This is a genomic window from Pseudomonadota bacterium (genome assembly GCA_018817425.1).
Classification (GTDB): domain Bacteria; phylum Desulfobacterota; class Desulfobacteria; order Desulfobacterales; family RPRI01; genus RPRI01.
This window is the reverse complement of sequence record JAHITX010000103.1, coordinates 1-22,931: the sequence shown is the minus strand read 5'-3', so window position 1 is coordinate 22,931 and position 22,931 is coordinate 1. Positions and strand designations below refer to the sequence as shown.

Sequence of the window (22,931 nt, the reverse complement as noted above, 5' to 3'; positions counted from 1 at the left end):
CTATGGCAAAAGAGGAAGCGATCAAGGTGGAAGGAACAGTGCTTGAGACGCTGCCCAATGCGATGTTCAAGGTTGAACTTGAAAACAAACATCAGGTTCTTGCACATATCTCAGGGAAGATGCGGATGCATTTTATTAAAATACTTCCAGGAGATAAAGTTACTGTCGAACTGTCGCCTTATGATCTTACTCGTGGCAGAATAACATATAGAACAAAGTAAAAGATTCAATATTTATAGTAGATAATAGCCCAGAGCATAGAAGGAGTATCGTAAATGAAAGTCAGGGCATCAGTGAAGAAAATATGCACTAAATGCAAAATTGTTCGCAGAAAAGGTGTTATAAGGGTAATCTGTGAAAACAAAAGACATAAACAAAGGCAGGGATAATAAGGAGGATAAGCTTTGGCAAGAATTGCAGGCGTAGATCTACCTAAGCAGAAGAGAGTCGAAATCGGCCTGACATATATTTATGGCATCGGAAGATCTATGTCAAAAGCGATACTCTCAAAGCTTAATATTAATCCGGATACTAAAGTGGATCAGTTATCTGAAGTAGAAATCAACAGTATCCGTAAGATTTTAACTACAGAATATAAAGTTGAAGGTGAACTCCGAACCGATATTTCGATGAATATCAAGAGACTTATGGATCTTGGTTGTTACCGCGGTCTTCGCCATAGAAAATCACTTCCCGTGCGGGGTCAGAGAACAAAAACAAATTCAAGAACCAGAAAGGGCCCGAAACGTTCTACGGTAAGGAAAAAGGCTGTAACCAAAAAGAAGTAAATTAATATACAGAGGCTTTACATTATATGGCGAAAAAAACCCGAGTAAAAAAGAAAGAAAAAAAGAATATTCCCAGCGGAGTAGTCCATATTTATTCTACTTTTAATAATACCATAATTTCAATTACAGATCCTGCAGGCAATGTTGTCGGATGGTCGAGTGCCGGAGTTCAGGGTTTTAAAGGCTCAAGAAAAAGCACGCCCTTTGCCGCACAGCTTGCAGCTGAAGATGCCGCAAAAAAGGCGATGGAACATGGGATGAAAAATGTAGATGTATATGTCAAAGGACCTGGGCCTGGAAGGGAATCAGCACTTCGCTCGCTTCAAGCCGCCGGTTTTAATATTTTGATGATTAAGGATGTAACACCAATTCCACATAATGGATGCAGGTCACCAAAAAGACGAAGAGTGTAAAATGGATAATGGCTATAAACATAAGCCCAGTTTTGAATAACATCTATTTCTTATCTTAAATATTGCCAATGGGTTATTGGTATAGTCATAGATTATAATAAGCAATTATTGCCAACTCGAGTTAAACATAGTGTGTTATAAGTTTTAAAAGGAGGAAGATTTGGCACGATATATAGGTGCGGTATGTCGGCTTTGCCGGCGTGAAAATTTAAAAATGTTTCTTAAAGGTGATCGCTGTTATTCGGATAAATGTGCTTTTGACAGGCGAAGCTATGCACCAGGACAGCATGGCCAGCGGCGAGGCAGGAAATTTTCTGATTATGGGGTGCAGCTAAGGGAGAAGCAAAAAACAAAAAGATTATATGGCCTTTCAGAAAAACAGTTTCGTCTTTTTTTTGAAAGAGCAGAACGGCAAAGGGATATAACCGGAACTAACCTTCTTGTGATGCTGGAACGAAGGCTTGATAATGTTGTATATAGACTTGGTTTTGTTTCCTCGCGTTCTCAGGGTCGCCATTTTGTTAGACATAATCACTTTAAGATAAACGGAAAAAAAATAAACATCCCGTCTTATCTGATAAAAATAGGGGATATATTGGAGCTAAATGAGAATAGTCGTAATGTTAAGGCGATAAGTGATTCCTTGGATGCTGTTGCTCGTAGGGGGATACCGCAATGGCTCGAATTGGAAAAAGAAAATTTTAAAGGAAAAGTTAATAGTTTTCCTGTTCGCGAAGATATTACTATGCCTATCCAGGAACAGCTAATAGTAGAACTTTATTCTAAATAATATACATACATGGCACTTGTAACAGTGCTTTGTAAAATATGCATATGTGAAATAAAATATGTGGCATCACTATATATTTGAATAGTTTTACTATATACATTCATATAAATTGTTCCCTGAAAAAATCTGGAGAAAATAATTATGGCTTCAAATGAACTTATGTACATGAACTGGCAAGAGATGATTATGCCTGATAAAGTTCAGGTGACCACCAATATGCCCAACTATGACAAGTTCGTTTGTGAACCTCTTGAAAGAGGATTTGGATTAACTATCGGTAATGCTTTAAGGCGCATAATGTTGTCTTCGCTGTATGGCGCCGCTGTTGTATCTGTGAAATTCGATTCAGTTTTTCATGAATTCAGCGTGATACCGGGTGTGCTCGAAGATGTATCAGAGATTATCCTTAACCTTAAAGGTGTTCGATTCAAGACGGCAGACGATGAACCAAAAAAAGTTCGCATAGATGCAGCAGGTGAATGCGAGATAACAGCACGCGATATAATAAGTGATGATGGTAAATGTGAAGCATTAAATCCTGATATCCATATTGCAACTTTATCTAAAGATGCTGTTTTTAAAGCTGATATGACCATTAAAGTCGGTAAAGGCTATGCTTTATCTGAAAGCAATAAGGGTGAAGAAGATCCTGTAGGCACTATTCCTATAGATTCAGTTTTTTCTCCTGTAAAACGGGTTAACTACGTGGTGGGAAATGCACGTGTCGGCCAAAGAACCGATTATGACAAGCTTACACTTGAAGTCTGGACGGATGGAAGTGTTTCTCCAAGAGACGCACTTTCATATTCTGCGAAAATATTAAAAGAGCAGATGTCAATTTTCATCAATTTTGATGAAAAACTTGAGCCGGAGGTAGAGAAGAAAACAGATAAGCGACAGAAACCGCAATTTAATGAAAATTTGTACCGGAGTGTTGAAGAATTGGAACTTTCGGTAAGAAGCGCAAATTGTCTTAAAAACGCTAATATATTTAAGATTTATCAGCTAGTAAATAAAACTGAGGCAGAAATGCTCCGAACTAAAAATTTCGGAAGAAAGTCATTAAACGAAATCAAAGAAGTATTGAGTGAAATGGGACTTTCTCTCGGAATGAAACTGGAAGAATTTGTACTTCCTGAAGAAGACGAAGCAGAAGGAGAATAATAAGCTATATGAGACATCAAAATGCAGGTTTGAAATTAGGAAGAACAAGTAGTCATAGGAATGCCATGTTTAGGAACATGGTAACTTCTTTATTAAAATATGACAGAATACGTACCACCGATGTTAAAGCAAAAGAATTGAAACGGTGGGCTGATAAAATTATAACTCTTGCAAAACAGGGTGATCTAAGTGCCAGACGGCAGGCTTTGTCCATAGTCAGAGAAAAAGATGTTGTCCATAAGCTTTTTGAAGAAGCCTCCGAACGATTTGGTTCAATTGCCGGCGGATATACGAGGGTAGTCAAAATTGGAATTCGCCCCGGAGATGCCGCGCTCATTTCTATGGTTGAACTTGTCGGCTCAGGTGAAGGTAAAACTAAAGATGTAAAAAAGAAAAAGACAGCCGTAAAGAAAACAAAGATCAGTGCAAAAAAACCAGTAAAGGATATAGCAAAAGAAGAAGCAGTGCCTGCACCGGAATAAAACAACGCAGGTACGGTTTAATCCACTATTTTAAAGCGCTATTCTGATAAATATAATAACGACCTATTCATTGACTAGTAAATAGCCCATCAATAGGTCGTTTAATATTGAGAGCTATTTGCATGAACTTCCCGTTTCTTTTTCCCATATTTTATACCTAGTTTATCCATCCTGCACCTTAGTGTATTGGAATTTACGCCAAGGAGTTCTGCGGCGCCACCTGCACCACTGATTTTCCCCTGGGTTTCTTCAAGCATAGATTTGATATGAGTGGCAATAACTTCGTCCAGTTTGAGTTTCCTGCCGTTTCTGCTAGAAAAAGCAGGAGCATCATTTTCCTGAGAAAATATGAAGTGGCCGAAATTTAATAATCCGCCGCTATATTGGATTAATGCCCTTTCAACCATATTTTCAAGCTCTCTTACATTTCCCTTCCATGGATAATCCATAAGTCGTTCAATTGCTTCCGGTGCAATAGGTGGAATACCACGAAAATTAAGCTCTCTTGTTTTACGTTTTAAAAAGTGCTCTACAAGCGCTGGGATATCTGATTTTCTTTGCCTTAAAGGAGGTATGACGATAGGAAAAACACTTAACCTGTACCATAGATCTTCGCGAAATTTATTATTTCCTACCATCTGCTCCAGATTACGATGAGTAGCGGCAAGGATGCGCGTATCAACAGTAATTGTTTTTGTGCCACCAACACGTTCAAGTTCTTTTTGCTGAATTACCCGTAACAATCTGCTCTGTGCCTGCATGGGCAGATCTCCGATTTCATCTAAAAAGATCGTTCCCCCATTTGCTCTTTCAAATCGGCCTCTTTTTTGAGATACAGCACCGGTAAATGCACCTTTTTCATGTCCAAACAATTCGCTGTCTATAAGACCTTCCGGGATAGCGCCGCTGTTTACTTTAATAAATGGGCCTTCTTTGCGGGGTGAGGTATAATGAATGGCGTTTGCGACAACTTCTTTGCCAACCCCGGTCTCACCCATGAGTAGCACCGGATTATCACGAGGAGCAACTTGATGTACCATGTCCATGACATTTTTAAGGCCGGAATCCGCGCCTACAATTTTATCTCCAGCTAACTGTCGGAGTTCGCGGATCAGATATTGATTGTCATCAGCCAACATATCTTTAAGTTTAAGAACATCTTCGTGCCTTAAAGCATTAGACATGGCAACCGCAAAAGGGTCGTGCAGCATGGCAACCAATCTTGCGTGTGAATCAAGATATCTGTCTCTGCCCCCGGCCCTCATCACTAAAACCCCAATTCTTGCGCTGTCTGTCAAAAGAGGAAAAATCATGCATGAAGATTCAGGATACCCAAGAATATTTGATAAATTCAGTGCCATTGGATTCAGCTCCATCCGGTTAACTATTGTAACCTTTTTAGGAGTGAAATCCTGCTTGTCAATCTCGGTTCTCACATTGCGAGGAAGTGGAATAACTGTGTCCATTTTTTTTACACCTGAAAAATCAGCGATTGCTATAGCCCGCAATGCCCCAATGTCTTTATCAAATAAGGCAAGCCACATGTCATCTAAGGGGATAAAATCTTTTAGATACAGAAAAGAATTCATCAATGCCTGATCTATCTCAAGACTGCCGCAAATACGAATGGTAGCTTGATGAAAAAAATCTTTTTCATTAATATTCATTTAAAACCTCAAATATATTTCAGATGTTATCAAAAATATAAACTTATAAAATACCAAAATTATGCCGGATAATTTTATGATATTTAATACGATATAACATTAATTCTGAAATATCAAAAATAATTTGCACAAATAACAGAATTATTTCTGATATTTTAGAATATCATTATATATCAAAAATTTAGTTGATTTAAAAAAAATATTTCAGGATAAGAGAATATTCCAGTTTAAGCTAAAAAAGGTCTTATGAAGGGAGTGGTCATCATCAACCAAATTCCAGATAGGGTTAGAAAATATTTTATTAGCTATTTCACGGACCGGACCAGGTGGGATAATTTCATCATGATTTCCATGATATATGTAAACAGGGAGATCCAAGCTTTTTTCAGGAAAAAATTCAGAGGGCATATGGTTTAAGGCTGGTGCCAATAGAATAAGCTTTCTGATTTTATTTAAAGTATGACTTGCAAAAAAAGTAGCCATTAATCCTCCATAGCTGGAACCGACTATTACAAGATCATCCTTTTTCGATGAAACAGTAGTTAACTTTAGCATTCTTTCTTCAAAATTACCTAAAAAGTCCTCAACTATCATGTCAGGATATGTTTTCTTAAAAAATGTCCCCTTTGTCCCTTTTCCGGAGCTTTCGAGGCCATGAATAAATAATTTGGTAGGCATATGTGGCTCATTTTTATAATCAATAATTATCTTTTATATTTTTTTTAGATCTTTTTTGAGTATACATTAATCCGTCGGCTATAGACATAAGCTTGTCCAATGTGAGTGTGGAATCAGGATCGTAAATAGCGGTGCCCCAGCTAAGGGAAAGTTTGTATTTTCTGACTTTGCTTGTATTAAAAATATTTATATTTTGCAAAAGTCGTTGCGTAATTATTTTAGAGTTCATATCTGTTGAATCAACGACTAATACCGCAAACTCGTCACCGCCAATACGGGCAATTATATCTGATTCACGAAAAGTCTGACGGAGAATATCTGCCGTATTATACAGTGCCTTGTCTCCTTCTTCATGACCAAGGGTATCATTTATTGTTTTAAGATCATCCGCATCAAGGAATAAAAGTGTCATCTGTCTTTTTGTCCTTTTAGCAGATTTTAATTGCTGCTCAGCAAGGGTAATAAATCCACGCCTATTATATAATTCAGTTAGTTGGTCACGCATAGATAATTCACGTATCTCTTGCTCCATCATTTTGCGTTCTGTAATTTCTGTTATAAGGCCATTTGCAATAAATTCGTTATTTTCTTTACGTATGCTTATAGATTTGTCCTCAAACCAATGCCATTTTCCTTGTTGGTCTTTAATTCGGTATTCTACATTAAAATGCTTGCCTTCTGAAAAAGATTTAATAACCTGAGAAGTTATATAATGATCTTCAGGATGAATATATGTTCGCCATATAAAGGGGTTTTCTGTAAATTGTTCTAAGGAATATCCCAAAATATCCTGGTAGAGTGAAGAGCAAAAGATTATGCCCCTCTTATCAGAATAAGAATAAATTATATTAGGTGATTTTTCTACCAAATCTCTATAACGCTGTTCGCTTTCACGCAGCGCCTTTTCAGCCATAATGCGATCAGTAATATCCCGCACTATTGTTAGTGCACCAACATAATTGTCTCCATCTTTTATGGCGGATGCGCTAAGCTCAAAAATCAGTGTCCGCCCGTCTTTAGTTAATGTATTTGCCAGAAAACTATCATGTGTGCCATTTTTTTTAAATTTTATTATCATCTTCTTGACATAAGGCAAATTGTTTTCTGATATATGATTGTAAAGGCTCGTTCCGATTAGCTCGTAACGTGAATATCCCTGTAATTCAAGCGCTTTATTATTAACTGCTGTTATATTGCCATCTGCATCCGTAAGATAGATTGCATCGTTTGCTTTTTCAAAAAGTTCATGATATTTTTCTTCACTCTTTTTAAGCGCTTCTTCAGCTTGTTTTCGATCTCCTACATCTCTTATAGTTGAGAGAATAAACGTTTTATTATCTTTATAAAATAGCCTGTTATGCATTTCTACCGGCATTTGCCGGCCATCTTTGTTTATAACCAATCCTTCCCACATAGCCCGCTTATTTTTTAAAAGTAGTTTCGGAATATCAGATTCATTAAAAGCCCCCTCAAATATTTTGTCAATGTCAGGAGGAGTCATTAATAAAAGCTCATCTTTGGTATAACCTAACTGCTCGCAGGCAGCATCATTTACTTCAACAAAAGTGCCCGGAAAATCTGTTTTATCAGGCCATTCATTTACAAATGCGATATCGCTTATATTATTAAACAAAAGGTGATACCATTCTTGCTTTTCATTAGAGGGAAATACAGGAGTCTTTTGTTTGAGTTTTGCAGGGGCCGAGTTTTTTTGGTCAAGATCTGAATGTTCTGAAAGAAGCCCGGGCTTTGTTTGTTTCTTTCCCTTCATTTCAGGGTTCCTTTATAATGGGATGAAAACTTAATAAAATTAGATATATATCGGCATATAATATGGATATATCTGTATTTATAATAAAAAAACAGAATATGCAATATAAAATATTTTGAAGAAATATTCTTGTATATATTTATAATATACTAAAAGTATTCCATAGACTTGTGGTCAGATTTAATTAAAGTTCTTAGAATAATCTGAATGGGTTTAGGTCTAAATGGAACCTCATTGAAAGGAATATGACCCATAAATAAAACGCAAAACTTCTTGACAATCTTATGTATTTAAATTAATTAAACCTGATAATTTGTACTGTTGCCGATTAATGGTTTTTAATAATGATTTTTTAATATTAGGATTTTATTCATGGCTGTACCAAAACACAAAACATCCAAATCGAAACGTGACAAACGTCGTACTCATCAGAAAATTGAAGCTATTAATTTATCTAAATGCTCTCAGTGTGGTGAGGCAAAACCTGCACACCGGGTTTGCCCGGAATGCGGATATTACAATAAGCGTGAAGTTATCAAACAAAAAGAGGTGTAAGGTCTAATGGTTTCACCTGAAACTGGTAAAGAAATCAAACTCTATGGGCTTGATCTCGAATCAAGACAAATGATTTTGGACACTGTTAACCGGTTAAGGAACAGGGTTCTTACCAAAGAAAAAATTCTGGAATTTGATAAAAAGGAATTTTTCCCTGAAGAGACGATAAGAGAATTGCTTAGCCCGGAAATAGGCTTGCAGCTCTTGGGAATTCCTGAAGCTTATGGCGGTATGGGCGGAGGAGCCCGAGACATCTGCGATTTGGTACGGGAAATGTCAAAAATCTGCCTTGGTATAACAACGGCATTTTTTGCTCTTCAGCTTGGTGCAGATCCTCTGCTTGTGGGGGGTACAGAAGAGCAGAAAGAGAAATGGCTTGGCGCAATTGCAAACAGGTCATCTCTTGTTGCATACGCTGTTACGGAAGCAGATGCCGGAAGTAACCTTGCAGCCTTAAAAACAAAGGCTGAGCCAGTAACTGAGAATGGCAGGATAACCGGCTATATAATTAACGGCACCAAACAGTTTATTTCAACCGGTGGATATGCTGATTTTATCACACTTCTTGCCAATACCCCGGAAGGCCCTGCTTTTTTTGTTGTAGAAAAAGGAGCCAAAGGTTTTATTCAGAGTAAAGGTGAAGAAAAACACGGAATACGCGCATCGAATACATCCCCTCTTTTGTTTGAGGATGTTTTTGTACCTGTTGAAAATCTTATCGGTGGGGTTCCGGGTCAGGGCTTAAAACAGGCAAATAAGGTTTTCGGATATACAAGAGTTATGGTTGCAGCCATGGCTCTTGGTGCAGCACAGGCATCTCTTAATATTCTTATCCCTTATGCACAACAAAGAATTCAATTTGGTACCCCTCTTTCCGAAAAACAGGGGTACACACATAAACTCGTTGTTCCTCATGTTGTAAGAGCCGAAGCGGCTGCCGCATATATTGATGAAGTCGCACATCGTCTTGATTCCGGTGAAAAAGATCTCCAGGTTGAAGGCTCAATCGCTAAGCTTTTTACAACCGAATCAGCCGATAAAGCAGCAGATGATGCAATTCAGGGTCTTGGCGGATATGGGTATATAGCTGAATATGAAATTGAAAAGATTAAAAGAGATGTTAGAATTACTCGTATATACGAAGGAACGAGTGAAATTCAGCAAAATATTATAAGCACATTCCGCTGGAAAAAGTCCAGGAAAACAAAAGGTGAATTTTATCTTTCCATAAAAAATGAGATGGATAAACTGAATTCCTCTATAACAGATGCAGGATGTCGCTATTACGGCCTTTCAGCTAAAGCGCTTAACGATACAATAAACTTTGTTCATGAAAATAAACTTACCAGACAGCAGTATATCATGTTTCTGCTTTCCGATATGATGGCCCATGTTGAAGTTGGCGCAAGCCTTGCCAGAAAATCTGTTTTACTTATACAAAATGGCAGCAAGGAGGCCGAAAAAATTAGGGTTATATCAAGAATATTTGCCAATGAAACCGCACGGATAATACTAAATAATGTAGATAAGATTTTAATTGGTTCGGGTATTTTTGATAAAAATCAAATCTCAGATTTTATGGAAGCCATTTCATATAATGAGCTTATGCTAAGTTATGAAAATATTCTGGCAGATATGGATAAATTGGCAGATATAATTTTTGAAAGATAAAAATGCCTGATCATATAACAGACAAGACAACTCGTACAGTAGTAATTACCGGAGGAACAAGAGGCATAGGAAGAGCAATTTGTCTTGCTTTTGCAGGGCCCGATACCCGCATCTATTTTAACTATTCTTCATCTGCCTCTGCTGCACAAGAACTTGAAAAGACAATTGGTGAGGCAGGCGGATTTGCAAAAGGAATGCAGGTTGATGTGCTGTCGGGACAAGAGGTAGAATCTTTTTTCGCCAAAATAATTGAAGAAAGCAAAAGAATTGATGTTCTTGTTAATAATGCCGGTATTGCAAGAGATGGTCTATTGGTTAGAATGAAAGAAAAAGATTGGGATGATGTACTTGATACCAATTTGAAAGGTGCCTTTCTGTGTACTAAAATAGCTGCCAAGCCTATGATAAAGCAAAGATATGGTCGGATAATAAATATATCTTCAGTTGTCGGTGCTAGCGGAAATCCGGGGCAGGCTAATTATGTTGCTTCAAAGGCCGGTATAATAGGGTTTACGAAGGCTGTTGCAAAAGAACTCGCATCAAAAGATATAACAGTTAATGCCGTTGCCCCCGGTTTTGTAGAAACTGACATGACTGGAGCACTTTCTGAAAAAGCTAAAGAAATCTTGATAAACGGTATTCCGCTTGGACGTATCGGTAAAACGGAAGATATTGCGGCAGCAGTTATTTTCCTTGCTTCAAAAGGTGCTTCTTATATTACTGGGCAAGTTATTCATGTTAATGGAGGAATGTATATGTAATTCTTTTTGGGAGAATAGATTCGATGTCAGTTGAAGATAAAGTAAAAAAAATTATTGTAGATAAACTTGGGGTAGATCTTTCCGATGTTGTGCCTGAAGCGTCTTTTGTAAATGATTTGGGAGCGGATTCCCTTGATCTGGTTGAACTTATTATGACAATGGAAGAAGAATTTGAAATGGAGATCTCAGATGATGACGCGGAAACGCTTGTGACTGTGAAAGATGTTATAGATTTTATTAGCTCCCGCTGAAATTTGCTTCTGTTTTTATATCAATATGCCCACTAATCTTGTTTAAGAAGTTTTAAGCTTCATTCATGCTTTCTCTTTCCTCTATTTTTCAATTACTTCTCTCACTTTACGGGCCATAGACTCGGGCGTGAAGGGTTTTGCGATAAATTCCTTTCCGGGATCCAATACCCCGTAGTGTACAATAGTATTATCGGTATAGCCGGACATGTAAAGAACCTTGATCTTTGGCCTTGAGGTTTTTATGCTTTCTTCCATATCCCTGCTGTTTATCCCCGGCATGATAACATCCGTCAACAAAAGGTGAATAGTATTTTTATACGCTAAAGAAATTTCGATAGCCTCCTCACCACTTGCAGCAGTAAGAACTTTATATCCATACCCCTGTAATGCCCTTACGATAAAATTGCGAACCATCTCATCGTCTTCAGCAACCAAAATTGTTTCCGAACCGATCAGTGTGTCTATGCTTTTAGGCATTAATTCTGCTTTCGGTATTGGTTTCTCAACCTGGGGCAAATAAATCTTGAAAGTACAGCCTTTGCCGGGCTCGCTGTAAACCCAGATATTCCCTTTACTTTGCTTTATGATGCCATAAACGGTGGAAAGCCCGAGTCCCGTTCCTTTCCCTTTATCCTTGGTTGTATAAAAGGGGTCAAAAATCCGGATTCTAGTTTCATCAGACATGCCGATTCCCGTATCACTTATGCTAAGCATCACATATGAACCCGGTATTACACTTGTATGAGTATCGGCATACTTCTCATCTATATCTACATTTTCTGTTTCCAATGTTATTTTTCCACCCTCGGGCATGGCATCCCTGGCATTTACAATAAGATTCATTATGACCTGTTCGATTTGACCGGTATCAGCTTCTATCTGTCCCAAGTCCGGGGCAAGAAATGCTCTTAATTCGATATCTTCTCCAATCATTCGCAAAAGCATTTTTTCCATGTTTTTAGCCGTTTTATTGAGATTCATTATTTTGGGCTGAAGAACCTGTTTTCGGCTAAAAGCCAGAAGTTGCCGCGTAAGCGAGGCGGCGCGCTCTCCCGCTGTGTGAATTTCCTGAATCCTTTCCCGCACCTTATCAGTTATTATGCTATCTTCAAGAATCAACTCGGCATTTCCCAGAATCATTGTTAATAGATTGTTGAAATCATGGGCAATTCCTCCTGATAGCCTGCCAACTGCTTCAAGCCTCTGTGAATGTAGCAGCTGTTGTTCCAGATTTCTTTTTTCTGAAATATCTTTGGCTATACCCAAAAAAAAAAGCTTTGCCTCCAATCTGCAAAGCAAAAGTCCTGGCTTCAACAAAGACCTGCGTTCCATCCTTACGATTGGCTCTTATTTCGTAAGGCAATATGTTTTCCTTATTCAAATTACACTTTAGTTGTTCGAGGAACGTTGCAATTTTTCCAAGTTGTTCCTGAGGCAATAATTTTAGTTGCAAATAATTATTTCCGATAATCTCTTCTTTGGTGTAACCGGTTAGTTTTTGTGCAGCAAGGTTACAATCGACATACCTGAAGCTTTTAATATCGTGCAGGAAATAAGCATCGGGTGCATGTTCAAACAAAGCCCTGAATCTTTCTTCACTTTCTTTTAGCGCATCATAATATTTATTCTTTAAATCCTTTAAAATGATGTTTTGTTTTTCTGACAAATCTATATTATAAAGGCCAAAGGCAATGATGTCTGTAATTTCCTGAAACAATACCTGATCTGTTTTATCAAATGTAAAATTTTTAGCCATTGAGACGGTTAGTATTCCATATTTTTTTCCATCGATCTTAAGAATTGAAGCAAAAGAATTGGTTTCATTGCAAAGCGGCTTAAGCAGACAATTACGGCACTCTATAGAGATGTCTAAAGTTATTAAAGCTTTATTTTGAGCAAGAGCTTTTTTTGCGCAAACGGGCAAAACATTTTTCTCAAGCAGTTTTTTAAATTGTTTGAGATTTTCCCCAAGGCCGGATTCTGCTATGTGTATCAATTTTTCTGATGAGTCTGTAAGCGCAATCCATGCACTTTTTAAATCAATCGTTTCAACAAGAGTCTCGGAAACCGCCTGGATCAGACGCTCACGATTTTTTTCTTTAATTATTAGCTGGCTTACAATTCTAATAGCTTTCATAAGAGAGTTTAAACGCTCTTCCATTTTTTTATCCTGAACCTTTTCTGGAAAGTTTATAGATGATTCTTGTGCCAATAGTTTAATAAAGAAGACCAATTTTATCACATATAAAATATGACAGCAAATATTGTTTAGAGTAATATATTAAACAAATTATGCGACAAGCAGTTTTTTTTCTTGCGGTTATGCAATAATATATGTATCCTCCATAATTTATTATAAACAATAGATTTATTGTAGTAATAAAATTTTAATATGGAGTTGCAGATGGATAAAACACCTGTTGTTATCGGAAACGATCATGCTGCATATCAGCTTAAGGAACAAATAAAAAATTATCTTATTGATAATGATATTGAAGTTAAGGACATTGGAACTCAAAATGAAAGCTCTGTTGATTATCCGGATTATGGGATAAAGGTAGCTTCGCTTGTTTCCGAAGGAGAATTTGCCCGTGGGATACTTCTTTGTGGCAGCGGGATAGGGATGTCTATTGTTGCCAACAGATTTTGTAATGTCAGAGCTGCTCTTTGCAATGATCTTTTTTCTGCTATTTTAAGCAGAAAACACAACAATTCAAATATCCTGGTGATGGGAGCCCGGATTATCGGGGATGTGCTTGCGATCGAAATATTAAAAGCCTGGCTTGAAACTGCATATGAGGCAGGAGGGCGCCATCAGAAACGGATTGATAAATTTAATGATTTGGGAAATAAGGGAAAATAAGTTGAAGTTGGAATATATTGAAGAAACAGATCCGGAAATAGCAAAAGTAATAGTCTGTGAATATGAAAGGCAAAAAAATACCCTGGAGTTGATAGCATCTGAAAATATCGCCAGCCGGGCGGTTATGGCTGTACAGGGAAGCATTCTAACGAATAAATATGCAGAAGGTTATCCCGACAAACGTTTTTATGGCGGATGTGAAAACGTTGATGTTGCCGAAAAGCTGGCTCTTGAAAGAGTAAAAAAACTATTTGGGGTTTCGTATGCCAATGTACAGCCGCATTCCGGTTCCCAGGCCAATATGGCGGTATATTTTGCATTGCTTGAACCGGGAGATACGGTGCTTGGTATGAACCTTGCCCACGGTGGCCATCTGACTCACGGTAGTCCGGCGAGTTTTTCGGGCAGGTTTTTTAACTTCGTTCATTATGGGGTGGGCCGAAGTACCGGAACTATAGACTATAACGAAGTTAGTCAATTAGCCTTAAAGCACAGGCCAAAAATGATAGTAGCAGGCGCAAGCGCATATCCCAGAACTTTAGACTTTAAAGCTTTTGCCGAAATTTCAGAATCGGTAGGTGCATACCTGATGGTTGATATGGCTCATATAGCAGGGCTTGTTGCAGCGGGTGAACATCTTTCTCCTGTGCCGTACGCAGATATTATTACGGCGACAACTCACAAGACATTAAGGGGGCCAAGAGGAGGGTTGATACTTGCCAAAACTCAATTCGGGGAAAAGCTTAACAAGGAAATTTTCCCCGGGATTCAGGGTGGCCCGCTTATGCATACAATTGCAGCAAAGGCGGTCTGTTTTAAAGAAGCCCTTAGTGAATCATTTAAACAGTATCAGATCAGTGTTGTCAAAAACGCAAAAAAAATGGCTAATGTATTAATGGATGAAGGTATCAATCTTGTATCAGGCGGAACTGACAATCATATGATGCTTGTTGACTTAAGAAATTTGAATATTACAGGAAAAGATGCCGAAAATATTTTGGGGCGAGCCGGAATAACTGTAAATAAAAATTCCATACCTTTTGATACACAAAGCCCATTTGTTACAAGCGGAATCAGAATCGGGACACCTTCTTTGACGACAAGAGGCATGAAAGAGGCGGAAATGGAAACAATTGCAAAGCTTATAGCTGATCTTTTGAAAAAGCAAAATGATGAATCACTTATAAAGCTGACAGCAGAAAAAGTGCAAAAACTTTGTGACGCATTTCCGGTATATAATGATAATATGAGTTAGTGCCTATAGAAAAGAGTTGGAAATCCAAAAACAGTTTCTTTCTATTGAATAAAAAAGAAACTGGCTTGAGAAAGGAGAGTATCAGATAAAATGCCGGATAAGAGCAGCCGCCCTGCGTGGGATAGATACTTTATGGACATTACAACTCTTGTTGCCAAGAGGTCAACGTGCTTAAGACGTTTTGTGGGTGCTTGCATAGTAAAAGACAAGAGGATACTTACAACAGGGTATAACGGTGCGCCAACCGGGTTGAAGCATTGCCTTGAAATCGGTTGTATTCGTGAAAAAAGAAAGATTGCTTCAGGGGAAAGGCATGAGCTTTGCAGAGGAATTCATGCTGAACAGAATGCTATCATTCAAGCTGCCTTTCATGGTGTTTCCATAAGAGAGGCCGTGCTTTACTGCACAAATCTTCCCTGTTCCATATGTGCTAAAATGATTATAAATGCTGGTATAGTAAAAATATATTATCTGGATGGATATGCAGATGAAATGTCATCGGAAATGTTGGAGGAGGCAGGTATTGAGGTAATTAAGCTGGAAATTATCTGAGCGGGAGGGTTTTTATGAAATGTCCTTTTTGTGCCGAGCTTGATAACAAGGTTATTGATTCCAGATTAAACAAGGAAGGAACAGTGATACGCAGACGCAGGGAATGTATCGGTTGCGGCAGACGTTTCACAACATATGAGCAGATTGAAGAACTTCCTGTCATGATAATAAAAAAAGACGGACGCAGGGAGGTATTTTCAAAAGACAAAGTACGTACCGGTATTCTCAAGGCATGTGAAAAACGCAAAGTAAGCATGAATGCTATTGAAGATTTTCTTGATGAACTTGAACGCGACCTTAAAGAAACAGGAGAAAAAGAAACTCCTGCTCACATAGTTGGCGAAAAGATTATGGAAAAGCTTCATGAAATTGATGATGTGGCATACGTCAGGTTTGCATCTGTTTACAGGGAGTTTAAAGATATTAATGATTTTATTTGGGAATTAAAGAAACTGTTAAGCAAACAGTAGAATCTTATATGGACGATTTATTATATATGAAAATGGCCATTGACCTTGCTGAAAATGGCCGCGGGCATACTTCTCCAAACCCTATGGTAGGCGCAGTTGTTGTAAAAGACGGCAAAGTTGTTGGAAAGGGTTATCACGAAGCTTACGGTAAAGCTCATGCAGAAGTAAATGCCATTGATGATGCTAAAGAGCACTCATACGGAGCGACTCTTTATGTAACACTTGAGCCATGCAACCATTTTGGTAAAACACCTCCATGTACAAAAAAAATTATTGAATCAGGCATAAAGAGAGTTGTAGCAGCAATCAAGGACCCCAATCCTGATGTTAAAGGAAACGGAGAACAATTATTAAGAAGTAACGGCGTAGAAGTGACTTTTGGGGTCTGCGAAAAAGAAGCATTAAAACAGAATGAAATTTTTATTAAATATATCAAGACAAAACGTCCGTTTGTCATAGTAAAATGCGCTTCAACTTTAGATGGTAAAATTGCCACTAAAACCGGAGATTCAAAATGGGTTACAAATGAAGAATCAAGGCAATTTGTTCACAAACTAAGACATTATACCGATGCTATAATGGTTGGCATTGATACGGTAAAAAGGGATAATCCCAATCTAACAACACGTATTAATGGTATAAATGGCCTTAACTCTGTAAGAATAGTGCTTGATTCCAGACTTTCAATCTCTGAAGACGCGTTTGTGTTGAATCAGGATGTTGATTCTGATACGATTGTGGTCATAAGCGATCTTGCTCTTGATAAAGCAATTTTGCAAAAAAAGATGCGACTTGAAGAAAAAGGTATAAAGATTATAAAGGCACCTTCCAAAAATAATCTGATAAATCTTGATATACTGATGGATATGATGGGTTCAATGGGTATTACAAGTCTTCTTATAGAAGGTGGAAGTCGTGTGATTTCATCCGCATTTTCTAATAAGATTGTCGATAAAATATTTTTTTTCTATGCGCCCAAAATTCTTGGCGGCGATGGTGTTAGTATTTGCAGTGGTCCGGGGCCGGTTCTCATGCGTGATTCTGTTATGGTAAAAGAGATTGGTATTCAAAAGTTCGGAGATGATATTTTGATAGAGGGCTATATCTGATATGTTTACAGGTATAATAGAAAGCCTTGGTACTATTTCTTCGATTCGTTCTTCGGGCAGGATAGGAAAGCAACTTGCCATAGAAACGGATACTGATCTTGATGGAACCAAAATCGGAGACAGTATTGCGGTTAACGGAGCTTGTCTTACAGTTGTTAAAATCGACAAAAAACGTTTTGATGTTGACGTTTCTCCTGAAACCCTTGATAAAACAACCTTGGGCGATACAAAAACAGGAGACAGGGTAAATATCGAGCGCGCCTTACGCCTATCGGATAGGCTGGACGGTCATCTGGTTTCAGGTCATATTGACGGAATCGGCAAAATAAGCAGGAAAAAATTAACAGGTAACGCAGTGATAATTACATTTGATGTGCCTGTATCACTTTCCCGTTACATAATAAAAAAAGGTTCTGTTGCTATCGATGGTGTAAGTCTTACGGTAAACAACTGCGATGAAGGATGGTTTGAAGTAAGCATAATACCTCATACTGCAAAACTGACTACAATTGGTATAAAAGCAGAAAATAATTTTGTAAACATAGAAACCGATATGATAGGAAAATACATAGAACGATTTATTGGTACTCAAAAAACTCCCGGTGGTAAAAAAGATGTAAAGTCATCCATAGATATGGCCTTTTTATCAAAAACCGGATATATATAACAGAATAATTGTTCCAGGTAGGGACATAATTTTTTAGGAGATTAATATTTAAAAATGCCGATAATTTCAATTGAAGAAGCAATCAAGGATATACGTGAAGGGCGCATGGTTATCCTTGTTGATGATGAAGACCGTGAGAATGAAGGTGACCTCACAATGGCCGCTGAAAAAGTAACGCCTGAAGCCATAAATTTTATGGCAAAATACGGAAGAGGACTTATATGTCTTTCTATGACAAGTGAAAAAGCGGATTCCCTTTTTCTTCCGCCAATGGTGGAAAACAATACTTCCCCTTTCCAAACAGGGTTCACTGTTTCAATAGAAGCCAGATGCGGAGTAACAACGGGAATATCCGCAGCCGACCGGGCAACTACAATTCTGACCGCCTCAGCCGAAGATGCCAGGCCTGGTGATTTGGTGAGGCCCGGCCATATTTTTCCTTTAAGAGCAAGAGACGGTGGAGTAATTGTAAGAACCGGCCAGACTGAGGGGTCGGTAGACCTTGCGCGCCTTGCCGGTTTGAGACCGTCCGGGGTAATTTGTGAAATAATGGATGACGACGGTACAATGGCCAGAATGCCTTCGCTTGAAAAATTCAGTGAAAAACACGGGATAGGCATTTGCTCTATAGCGGATCTCATAGAATACCGTTTGGCGAATGAGCGTTTTGTAAGGCGATCCGCTGAAACTGTAATTCCTACTTCTATTGCAGGTGAGTTCAGGGCTGTTGTATATGAAAACGATATTGACCGATTTCTTCATATCGCGATGATAAAAGGAGAAATTGATTCAAAAAAGCCTGTCCTTGTCAGAGTTCATTCAGAATGCCTCACGGGAGATATATTCGGATCTCTTAGATGCGATTGCGGCGATCAGCTTAAGGAGGCTATGAAAATGATTGACAATGAAGGATCGGGGGTTTTTCTGTACATACGCCAAGAGGGGCGTGGTATAGGACTTGTCAACAAGATTAAAGCCTATGCCTTGCAGGATCAGGGGTTTGACACCGTTGAAGCAAACGCTGAACTGGGATTTAAGCCTGATTTGAGAAATTATGGTATCGGTGCGCAGATTCTGGTTGATCTTGGTGTAAGAAAGATGAGGCTCATAACAAACAATCCAAAAAAAATAATCGGACTTGAAGGATATGGATTAAGTGTTGTTGAGCAGGTCGGGATTGAGGTTGGGCCTAATCAATTTAATGAAAAATATCTATCATGTAAGAAATATAAAATGGGCCACCTGATTAACGTAGATAAAATACCTTAAATCCGTTGTTCTTTTTTTTAGTTTTTCTAAAATTTGGGAGGATAGTATGCCTAAAATAATCGAGGCCAAGCTTATCGCGGAAGGCAAGAAATTCGCGATTGTTACAAGCCGGTTTAATGATTTTATTACCGACAAGCTTGTCGGAGGTGCTGTTGATGCTTTACTGCGTTCAGGAACAATGGACTCGGATATTGATATAATAAAGGTTCCGGGTGCTTTTGAGATTCCTCTTGTTGCCAAAAAAATAGCTGAAAGAAAAAAGTATAATGCTGTAATATGCCTTGGTGCTGTTATACGGGGGGCAACCCCGCATTTTGATTACATTAGCGCTGAAGTTACAAAGGGAGTTGCCATGGTTGGTTTGGAAACGGGAATCCCTGTGATTTTCGGAGTAATTACGGTAGATACTATTGAGCAGGCGATAGAACGTGCCGGAACTAAGGCTGGTAACAAAGGATGGAGTGCCGCAGTTTCTGCAATTGAAATGGCAAATCTGGTTGAACTTATAGATAAAGAATAGCAATATGGGTAGTCGCAGAAAGTCACGGGAACTTGCAATGCAGGTTCTTTTTTTCATGGATAAATGCCATGATAATTCTGAAGAGGTTTTAGAGAACTTCCGGGATAATTTTAATCCATCCGAAGATATCCTGCCTTTTTTTTACAGGCTTGTCAGAGGAGTTATAAGCTCCGGATCGGAAATTGATACTATAATAGAGCGGTTTTCCAGCAACTGGAAAATAAGCCGTATGTCCTGTGTTGACAGAAATATCATGAGGATTGCAGTATTTGAGCTTGTTTGGTGCAATGATATTCCCTTTAAGGTTTCTATAAATGAAGCAATTGACGTAGGGAAAAAATATGGAACTAATGAATCCGGACCTTTTATAAATGGGATTCTTGACAGTGTCAGAAATGCTGTTGAAACAGAAATAATTAAACCAAAAAAACTGATAATATAATCGAGGCCTTTGAAAAATGTTCAATTTTGTTCGAGTTCAAGGAAGGCGATGATTTCAACCGCAGGAATACATTGAGTATTTCGAGGATAGAAATTTGAGCCTGACGCAGAAATCGGGCAAAAGGGGACGTTTTGCAAAGGTCTCTAATCGGAGGTTGTTTTGATTATAGAAGACATAGTTGTAGGACCGATAATGTCAAATTGTTTTATTGTCGGATGTGAAAACACAAAAGAGGCTGTAGTTATCGATCCGGGAGATGAGCCCAACAAAATTCTGATGGTGGTTGCAAAACATAAATTGCAAGTTAAATACATCATAAATACACATGGTCATGTTGATCATGTAGGCGGTAACAAAAAATTGAAGGAAGCCACAGGCGCAGATCTTTTGATACACAGCCTTGATGTGCCAATGCTTGCCCGTATTGCGGCTACCGGTGCAGCATGGGGACTTAATGTGGAAGACTCCCCCCCTCCTGATCGGATGTTAGAAGATGGTGATGAGATTAAATTCGGAGATATCACTTTTAAGGTTATCCACACTCCAGGGCATTCACCGGGCGGTATTTCGCTTTATACGGATGGATGCGTTTTTGTAGGAGATACGCTTTTCTCAGGATCGATAGGGCGCACGGATTTCCCCGGCGGTGATTATGATACTCTTATATCATGTATAAGAAACAAGCTTTTTGTGCTTGGAGATAATATAAGAGTACTTACAGGACACGGTCCTGAAACTTCTATTGCTATAGAAAAAAAGTATAATCCATTTGTTAGAATCGAATAATTCAATTTAAAGAAATTACAAAGCTTGATGGAGTTTTTTTGGAACCCATCAAGTTTTGTACTTCTGTGTAATAAGCATATATGGCGCATGCCTGTTATGAGCCATATTACTGCAAAAAGAATTTCTTAAAAATCATTGTCATGATGTGTAATTAACCGATCAGGTGCAAAATTATTTTGGTCGGCTTTGATGATTCTTTTTTCCACATATTTTGTTGCAGTAGTATTAGCGTGCCCGTTTCCATTATTATTGTTATTTTTAAGCCCCACCAGAACCACAAGTTGTTCGACATAGTCCTTCATTGCTTTTGACTGGGCGTTAAGCTCCTCACCTGCAGAAGCTGATTCTTCAGCGATAGCGGCAGTCTTTTGAATTACTGTATCAATTTCGGACATGGCACTGTTAACCTGCTGAATGCCTTGTGCCTGTTCTTGCGAACCGGCAGCGATTTCAGATACCAGACTGCTGACTTTCTTTGAGGATTCCATGGTCTTTGTAAATGCACTCAAAGTGGTTTCCGAATATTCAGAACCATTTTTTACGGCATTAATGGTATTATCTATCAGAGTTGCCGTGTTGCGGGCAGCATCGGCAGCACGCATCGCCAAATTTCTAACTTCATCAGCTACCACCGCAAAACCTGCACCTGCTTCACCTGCTCTGGCAGCTTCAACAGCAGCGTTTAAGGCTAAAAGATTAGTCTGGAATGCAATCTCATCAATAGTCTTAATTATCTTTTGGGTTTCTTTACTTGCATTTGAAATATCATCCATAGATTTGCTGAGTTGCTCCATGGCATTGTGAGCTTCCGATACCGTACGATCCGAATCTGCCATTACCCGGTTGGCTTCTGTGGAGTTTTCTGCATTCTGTTTGATCATGGAGGTCATTTCTTCAAGTGAAGACGCAATTTCCTCTATAGATGATGCCTGCTGTGATGTGCCTGTAGCCATAGTCTGGCCTGCGCTGGATACCTGATCAGACGCATCGTTGACTTTGCTGGCCCCTTCGGTAAGCCCCCCGATGATTCTGCCGATGGGACCTGTGATAGAACGACTGATAATAAGCCCGGTTATGATAATTCCCAATAACACTACTGCCACAAAAACCCCTACATTTATATAACGCTGGTTTTTGCTGATCTGAATATTGGCCGTTAGCTCTTCCTTCAGGCGGTCTGCAAACATTTTTTGAATTTTTAAGAGTTTATTGCGTAATGCTTCGGTTTGTCCTGCCAGACGCGAGGCACTTGCCGATTGGTTTTCTCCTTTGCTCATAGACAGATAAATCGGTTGAGCTTCTTGTGTAAATGATTTAAGTGCCGCAAGAGCTTCTCTTACCTGAACAGCAGATACTTCATCCACACCGGGAATATTCAATATGCCGTCCATTGCTTTTTGAACGTTTCCAGCCTCAATGCCGGCACTATCAATAGTACTGGAATCACCCAGCATGATGCCGTCATTATAAAGACGCACCTGATCTTTAAACGCTGTCAGTGACTCTTGAGCAAGGTTTGACGCTGGAAACAGATATTCGGAAACACTATGCATTCTGGCTTCCATGCGGGCTCCCATTCCGAACCCGAATACCATGGTTAAAAAATAGCCTATAACCAGAATACTCATACTTAGCCATATTTTTTTTGACATACTTAAGTTTTGCATAATTAACCTATAGCCTCCTTAATCCGGCTTTACCGGAAGCTGTTAACAATTAGATTTTCAATTCAGTTGCAGGGAATACATTCCCTGCAACTGAATCTATGTTACAGGCGGTTAGAAGCTGAATGTCAGCTTTGCTGCGCCATAATACCAGTCTTTTTCTGATCTGTCGGAATTATCCGCAAGCAGAACATCTGCGGTACCGTTTACTTTGTGGCCTTCAACTTTAAATATCCAGTTTGAATTTATATCAAAACGGGCAGAAAGGGCCAGATCCTTTTGCCAGGCTGAGTGATCCTTTAGAGTAGCAGTCTCAACAACATCATCACCGTGCCTGTCATCT

Annotated in this window: 28 protein-coding genes; 21 read left to right on the top strand and 7 right to left on the bottom strand. The window is 38.7% G+C overall.

The window, feature by feature from the left end; all coding sequences use genetic code 11:
* Nucleotides 1-2 precede the first annotated feature (2 nt).
* From infA to rplQ, 7 genes are all read left to right on the top strand, one after another.
* Nucleotides 3-221, top strand: a complete 219-nt coding sequence (infA, locus tag KKC46_18250; protein MBU1055746.1) for a translation initiation factor IF-1 — start codon at nucleotides 3-5, stop codon at nucleotides 219-221.
* A gap of 54 nt (nucleotides 222-275) precedes the next feature.
* Entirely contained in the window at nucleotides 276-389 is a 114-nt protein-coding gene (gene rpmJ, locus KKC46_18245; protein MBU1055745.1) for a 50S ribosomal protein L36, read from the top strand.
* Nucleotides 390-404: 15 nt separating this feature from the next.
* Nucleotides 405-788, top strand: a complete 384-nt coding sequence (rpsM, locus tag KKC46_18240; protein MBU1055744.1) for a 30S ribosomal protein S13 — start codon at nucleotides 405-407, stop codon at nucleotides 786-788.
* A 26-nt stretch (nucleotides 789-814) separates the two neighbouring features.
* A complete protein-coding gene (gene rpsK, locus KKC46_18235) occupies nucleotides 815-1,201 on the top strand; it encodes a 30S ribosomal protein S11 (GenBank protein MBU1055743.1) in 387 nt (128 codons plus the stop codon).
* Between the two features lie 160 nt (nucleotides 1,202-1,361).
* Nucleotides 1,362-1,991 (top strand): 30S ribosomal protein S4, encoded by a 630-nt coding sequence (rpsD, locus tag KKC46_18230; GenBank protein MBU1055742.1) that lies wholly within the window; start codon nucleotides 1,362-1,364, stop codon nucleotides 1,989-1,991.
* Between the two features lie 159 nt (nucleotides 1,992-2,150).
* A complete protein-coding gene (locus tag KKC46_18225; GenBank protein MBU1055741.1) occupies nucleotides 2,151-3,155 on the top strand; it encodes a DNA-directed RNA polymerase subunit alpha in 1,005 nt (334 codons plus the stop codon).
* Between the two features lie 8 nt (nucleotides 3,156-3,163).
* The gene (gene rplQ, locus KKC46_18220) at nucleotides 3,164-3,637 is read left to right on the top strand and encodes a 50S ribosomal protein L17 (GenBank protein ID MBU1055740.1); all 474 of its coding nucleotides are present in this window, start codon (nucleotides 3,164-3,166) and stop codon (nucleotides 3,635-3,637) included.
* A gap of 101 nt (nucleotides 3,638-3,738) precedes the next feature.
* Here the strand turns inward: rplQ and KKC46_18215 are convergent, their stop codons facing one another.
* From KKC46_18215 to KKC46_18205, 3 genes are all read right to left on the bottom strand, one after another.
* Nucleotides 3,739-5,304, bottom strand: a complete 1,566-nt coding sequence (locus tag KKC46_18215) for a sigma 54-interacting transcriptional regulator (protein MBU1055739.1) — start codon at nucleotides 5,302-5,304, stop codon at nucleotides 3,739-3,741.
* Nucleotides 5,305-5,508: 204 nt separating this feature from the next.
* Entirely contained in the window at nucleotides 5,509-5,982 is a 474-nt protein-coding gene (locus KKC46_18210; GenBank protein ID MBU1055738.1) for a dienelactone hydrolase family protein, read from the bottom strand.
* A gap of 19 nt (nucleotides 5,983-6,001) precedes the next feature.
* Nucleotides 6,002-7,753, bottom strand: coding sequence for a PAS domain S-box protein (locus tag KKC46_18205; protein MBU1055737.1), 1,752 nt, complete (start codon nucleotides 7,751-7,753; stop codon nucleotides 6,002-6,004).
* A gap of 372 nt (nucleotides 7,754-8,125) precedes the next feature.
* Between KKC46_18205 and rpmF the strand changes: the two genes are divergently transcribed.
* Genes rpmF through KKC46_18185 form a run of 4 tightly spaced genes read left to right on the top strand, consistent with a single transcriptional unit; the run spans nucleotide 8,126 to nucleotide 10,991 of the window.
* Entirely contained in the window at nucleotides 8,126-8,308 is a 183-nt protein-coding gene (gene rpmF / locus KKC46_18200) for a 50S ribosomal protein L32 (protein ID MBU1055736.1), read from the top strand.
* A 6-nt stretch (nucleotides 8,309-8,314) separates the two neighbouring features.
* Nucleotides 8,315-9,979 carry an acyl-CoA dehydrogenase family protein gene (locus tag KKC46_18195; GenBank protein MBU1055735.1) on the top strand — a complete coding sequence of 555 codons (1,665 nt, stop codon included), beginning with the start codon at nucleotides 8,315-8,317 and terminating at the stop codon, nucleotides 9,977-9,979.
* Nucleotides 9,980-9,981: 2 nt separating this feature from the next.
* Entirely contained in the window at nucleotides 9,982-10,740 is a 759-nt protein-coding gene (fabG, locus tag KKC46_18190) for a 3-oxoacyl-[acyl-carrier-protein] reductase (GenBank protein MBU1055734.1), read from the top strand.
* A gap of 23 nt (nucleotides 10,741-10,763) precedes the next feature.
* Nucleotides 10,764-10,991 carry an acyl carrier protein gene (locus KKC46_18185; GenBank protein ID MBU1055733.1) on the top strand — a complete coding sequence of 76 codons (228 nt, stop codon included), beginning with the start codon at nucleotides 10,764-10,766 and terminating at the stop codon, nucleotides 10,989-10,991.
* Between the two features lie 81 nt (nucleotides 10,992-11,072).
* Here KKC46_18185 and KKC46_18180 read toward each other — a convergent pair whose 3' ends face one another.
* The gene (locus KKC46_18180; GenBank protein ID MBU1055732.1) at nucleotides 11,073-12,257 is read right to left on the bottom strand and encodes a response regulator; all 1,185 of its coding nucleotides are present in this window, start codon (nucleotides 12,255-12,257) and stop codon (nucleotides 11,073-11,075) included.
* Entirely contained in the window at nucleotides 12,187-13,152 is a 966-nt protein-coding gene (locus KKC46_18175) for a PAS domain S-box protein (protein ID MBU1055731.1), read from the bottom strand. Before KKC46_18175 ends, KKC46_18180 begins: the two co-directional genes overlap by 71 nt.
* Nucleotides 13,153-13,383: 231 nt before the next feature.
* Between KKC46_18175 and rpiB the strand changes: the two genes are divergently transcribed.
* From rpiB to KKC46_18125, 10 genes are all read left to right on the top strand, one after another.
* Nucleotides 13,384-13,854 carry a ribose 5-phosphate isomerase B gene (gene rpiB / locus KKC46_18170; GenBank protein MBU1055730.1) on the top strand — a complete coding sequence of 157 codons (471 nt, stop codon included), beginning with the start codon at nucleotides 13,384-13,386 and terminating at the stop codon, nucleotides 13,852-13,854.
* A 1-nt stretch (nucleotide 13,855) separates the two neighbouring features.
* A complete protein-coding gene (locus KKC46_18165; protein ID MBU1055729.1) occupies nucleotides 13,856-15,109 on the top strand; it encodes a serine hydroxymethyltransferase in 1,254 nt (417 codons plus the stop codon).
* Between the two features lie 90 nt (nucleotides 15,110-15,199).
* Nucleotides 15,200-15,661 carry a cytidine/deoxycytidylate deaminase family protein gene (locus tag KKC46_18160; GenBank protein MBU1055728.1) on the top strand — a complete coding sequence of 154 codons (462 nt, stop codon included), beginning with the start codon at nucleotides 15,200-15,202 and terminating at the stop codon, nucleotides 15,659-15,661.
* Between the two features lie 14 nt (nucleotides 15,662-15,675).
* Nucleotides 15,676-16,131, top strand: a complete 456-nt coding sequence (gene nrdR / locus KKC46_18155; protein MBU1055727.1) for a transcriptional regulator NrdR — start codon at nucleotides 15,676-15,678, stop codon at nucleotides 16,129-16,131.
* A gap of 8 nt (nucleotides 16,132-16,139) precedes the next feature.
* Nucleotides 16,140-17,240, top strand: a complete 1,101-nt coding sequence (gene ribD, locus KKC46_18150) for a bifunctional diaminohydroxyphosphoribosylaminopyrimidine deaminase/5-amino-6-(5-phosphoribosylamino)uracil reductase RibD (GenBank protein MBU1055726.1) — start codon at nucleotides 16,140-16,142, stop codon at nucleotides 17,238-17,240.
* Between the two features lies 1 nt (nucleotide 17,241).
* A complete protein-coding gene (locus KKC46_18145; GenBank protein ID MBU1055725.1) occupies nucleotides 17,242-17,907 on the top strand; it encodes a riboflavin synthase in 666 nt (221 codons plus the stop codon).
* A gap of 54 nt (nucleotides 17,908-17,961) precedes the next feature.
* Nucleotides 17,962-19,176: a bifunctional 3,4-dihydroxy-2-butanone-4-phosphate synthase/GTP cyclohydrolase II gene (locus KKC46_18140; protein MBU1055724.1), complete on the top strand. Its 1,215-nt coding sequence runs from the start codon at nucleotides 17,962-17,964 to the stop codon at nucleotides 19,174-19,176.
* Nucleotides 19,177-19,222: 46 nt separating this feature from the next.
* Nucleotides 19,223-19,696: a 6,7-dimethyl-8-ribityllumazine synthase gene (gene ribE, locus KKC46_18135; GenBank protein MBU1055723.1), complete on the top strand. Its 474-nt coding sequence runs from the start codon at nucleotides 19,223-19,225 to the stop codon at nucleotides 19,694-19,696.
* 4 nt (nucleotides 19,697-19,700) lie between these two features.
* Entirely contained in the window at nucleotides 19,701-20,138 is a 438-nt protein-coding gene (gene nusB, locus KKC46_18130; GenBank protein MBU1055722.1) for a transcription antitermination factor NusB, read from the top strand.
* Nucleotides 20,139-20,297: 159 nt separating this feature from the next.
* Complete coding sequence (locus KKC46_18125) at nucleotides 20,298-20,924, top strand: MBL fold metallo-hydrolase (GenBank protein MBU1055721.1); 627 nt, start codon at nucleotides 20,298-20,300, stop codon at nucleotides 20,922-20,924.
* 125 nt (nucleotides 20,925-21,049) lie between these two features.
* Here the strand turns inward: KKC46_18125 and KKC46_18120 are convergent, their stop codons facing one another.
* Together KKC46_18120 and KKC46_18115 are read right to left on the bottom strand one after the other, a co-directional pair.
* On the bottom strand, nucleotides 21,050-22,591 hold the full coding sequence (locus KKC46_18120) for a hypothetical protein (GenBank protein ID MBU1055720.1): 1,542 nt from the start codon (nucleotides 22,589-22,591) through the stop codon (nucleotides 21,050-21,052).
* 111 nt (nucleotides 22,592-22,702) lie between these two features.
* On the bottom strand, nucleotides 22,703-22,931 hold a 229-nt coding region (locus KKC46_18115; protein MBU1055719.1), incomplete at its 5' end, for a hypothetical protein.

What these genes read in the sequence shown, in the direction of transcription:
- infA (MBU1055746.1), top strand. Translation starts at nt 3, where the DNA reads ATGGCAAAAGAGGAAGCGATCAAGGTGGAAGGAACAGTGCTTGAGACG.
- rpmJ (MBU1055745.1), top strand. Translation starts at nt 276, where the DNA reads ATGAAAGTCAGGGCATCAGTGAAGAAAATATGCACTAAATGCAAAATT.
- rpsK (MBU1055743.1), top strand. Translation starts at nt 815, where the DNA reads ATGGCGAAAAAAACCCGAGTAAAAAAGAAAGAAAAAAAGAATATTCCC.
- KKC46_18225 (MBU1055741.1), top strand. Translation starts at nt 2,151, where the DNA reads ATGTACATGAACTGGCAAGAGATGATTATGCCTGATAAAGTTCAGGTG.
- rplQ (MBU1055740.1), top strand. Translation starts at nt 3,164, where the DNA reads ATGAGACATCAAAATGCAGGTTTGAAATTAGGAAGAACAAGTAGTCAT.
- KKC46_18215 (MBU1055739.1), bottom strand. Translation starts at nt 5,304, where the DNA reads ATGAATATTAATGAAAAAGATTTTTTTCATCAAGCTACCATTCGTATT.
- KKC46_18210 (MBU1055738.1), bottom strand. Translation starts at nt 5,982, where the DNA reads ATGCCTACCAAATTATTTATTCATGGCCTCGAAAGCTCCGGAAAAGGG.
- KKC46_18205 (MBU1055737.1), bottom strand. Translation starts at nt 7,753, where the DNA reads ATGAAGGGAAAGAAACAAACAAAGCCCGGGCTTCTTTCAGAACATTCA.
- rpmF (MBU1055736.1), top strand. Translation starts at nt 8,126, where the DNA reads ATGGCTGTACCAAAACACAAAACATCCAAATCGAAACGTGACAAACGT.
- KKC46_18195 (MBU1055735.1), top strand. Translation starts at nt 8,315, where the DNA reads ATGGTTTCACCTGAAACTGGTAAAGAAATCAAACTCTATGGGCTTGAT.
- fabG (MBU1055734.1), top strand. Translation starts at nt 9,982, where the DNA reads ATGCCTGATCATATAACAGACAAGACAACTCGTACAGTAGTAATTACC.
- KKC46_18185 (MBU1055733.1), top strand. Translation starts at nt 10,764, where the DNA reads ATGTCAGTTGAAGATAAAGTAAAAAAAATTATTGTAGATAAACTTGGG.
- KKC46_18175 (MBU1055731.1), bottom strand. Translation starts at nt 13,152, where the DNA reads ATGGAAGAGCGTTTAAACTCTCTTATGAAAGCTATTAGAATTGTAAGC.
- rpiB (MBU1055730.1), top strand. Translation starts at nt 13,384, where the DNA reads ATGGAGTTGCAGATGGATAAAACACCTGTTGTTATCGGAAACGATCAT.
- KKC46_18160 (MBU1055728.1), top strand. Translation starts at nt 15,200, where the DNA reads ATGCCGGATAAGAGCAGCCGCCCTGCGTGGGATAGATACTTTATGGAC.
- nrdR (MBU1055727.1), top strand. Translation starts at nt 15,676, where the DNA reads ATGAAATGTCCTTTTTGTGCCGAGCTTGATAACAAGGTTATTGATTCC.
- ribD (MBU1055726.1), top strand. Translation starts at nt 16,140, where the DNA reads ATGGACGATTTATTATATATGAAAATGGCCATTGACCTTGCTGAAAAT.
- KKC46_18145 (MBU1055725.1), top strand. Translation starts at nt 17,242, where the DNA reads ATGTTTACAGGTATAATAGAAAGCCTTGGTACTATTTCTTCGATTCGT.
- KKC46_18140 (MBU1055724.1), top strand. Translation starts at nt 17,962, where the DNA reads ATGCCGATAATTTCAATTGAAGAAGCAATCAAGGATATACGTGAAGGG.
- ribE (MBU1055723.1), top strand. Translation starts at nt 19,223, where the DNA reads ATGCCTAAAATAATCGAGGCCAAGCTTATCGCGGAAGGCAAGAAATTC.
- nusB (MBU1055722.1), top strand. Translation starts at nt 19,701, where the DNA reads ATGGGTAGTCGCAGAAAGTCACGGGAACTTGCAATGCAGGTTCTTTTT.
- KKC46_18120 (MBU1055720.1), bottom strand. Translation starts at nt 22,591, where the DNA reads ATGCAAAACTTAAGTATGTCAAAAAAAATATGGCTAAGTATGAGTATT.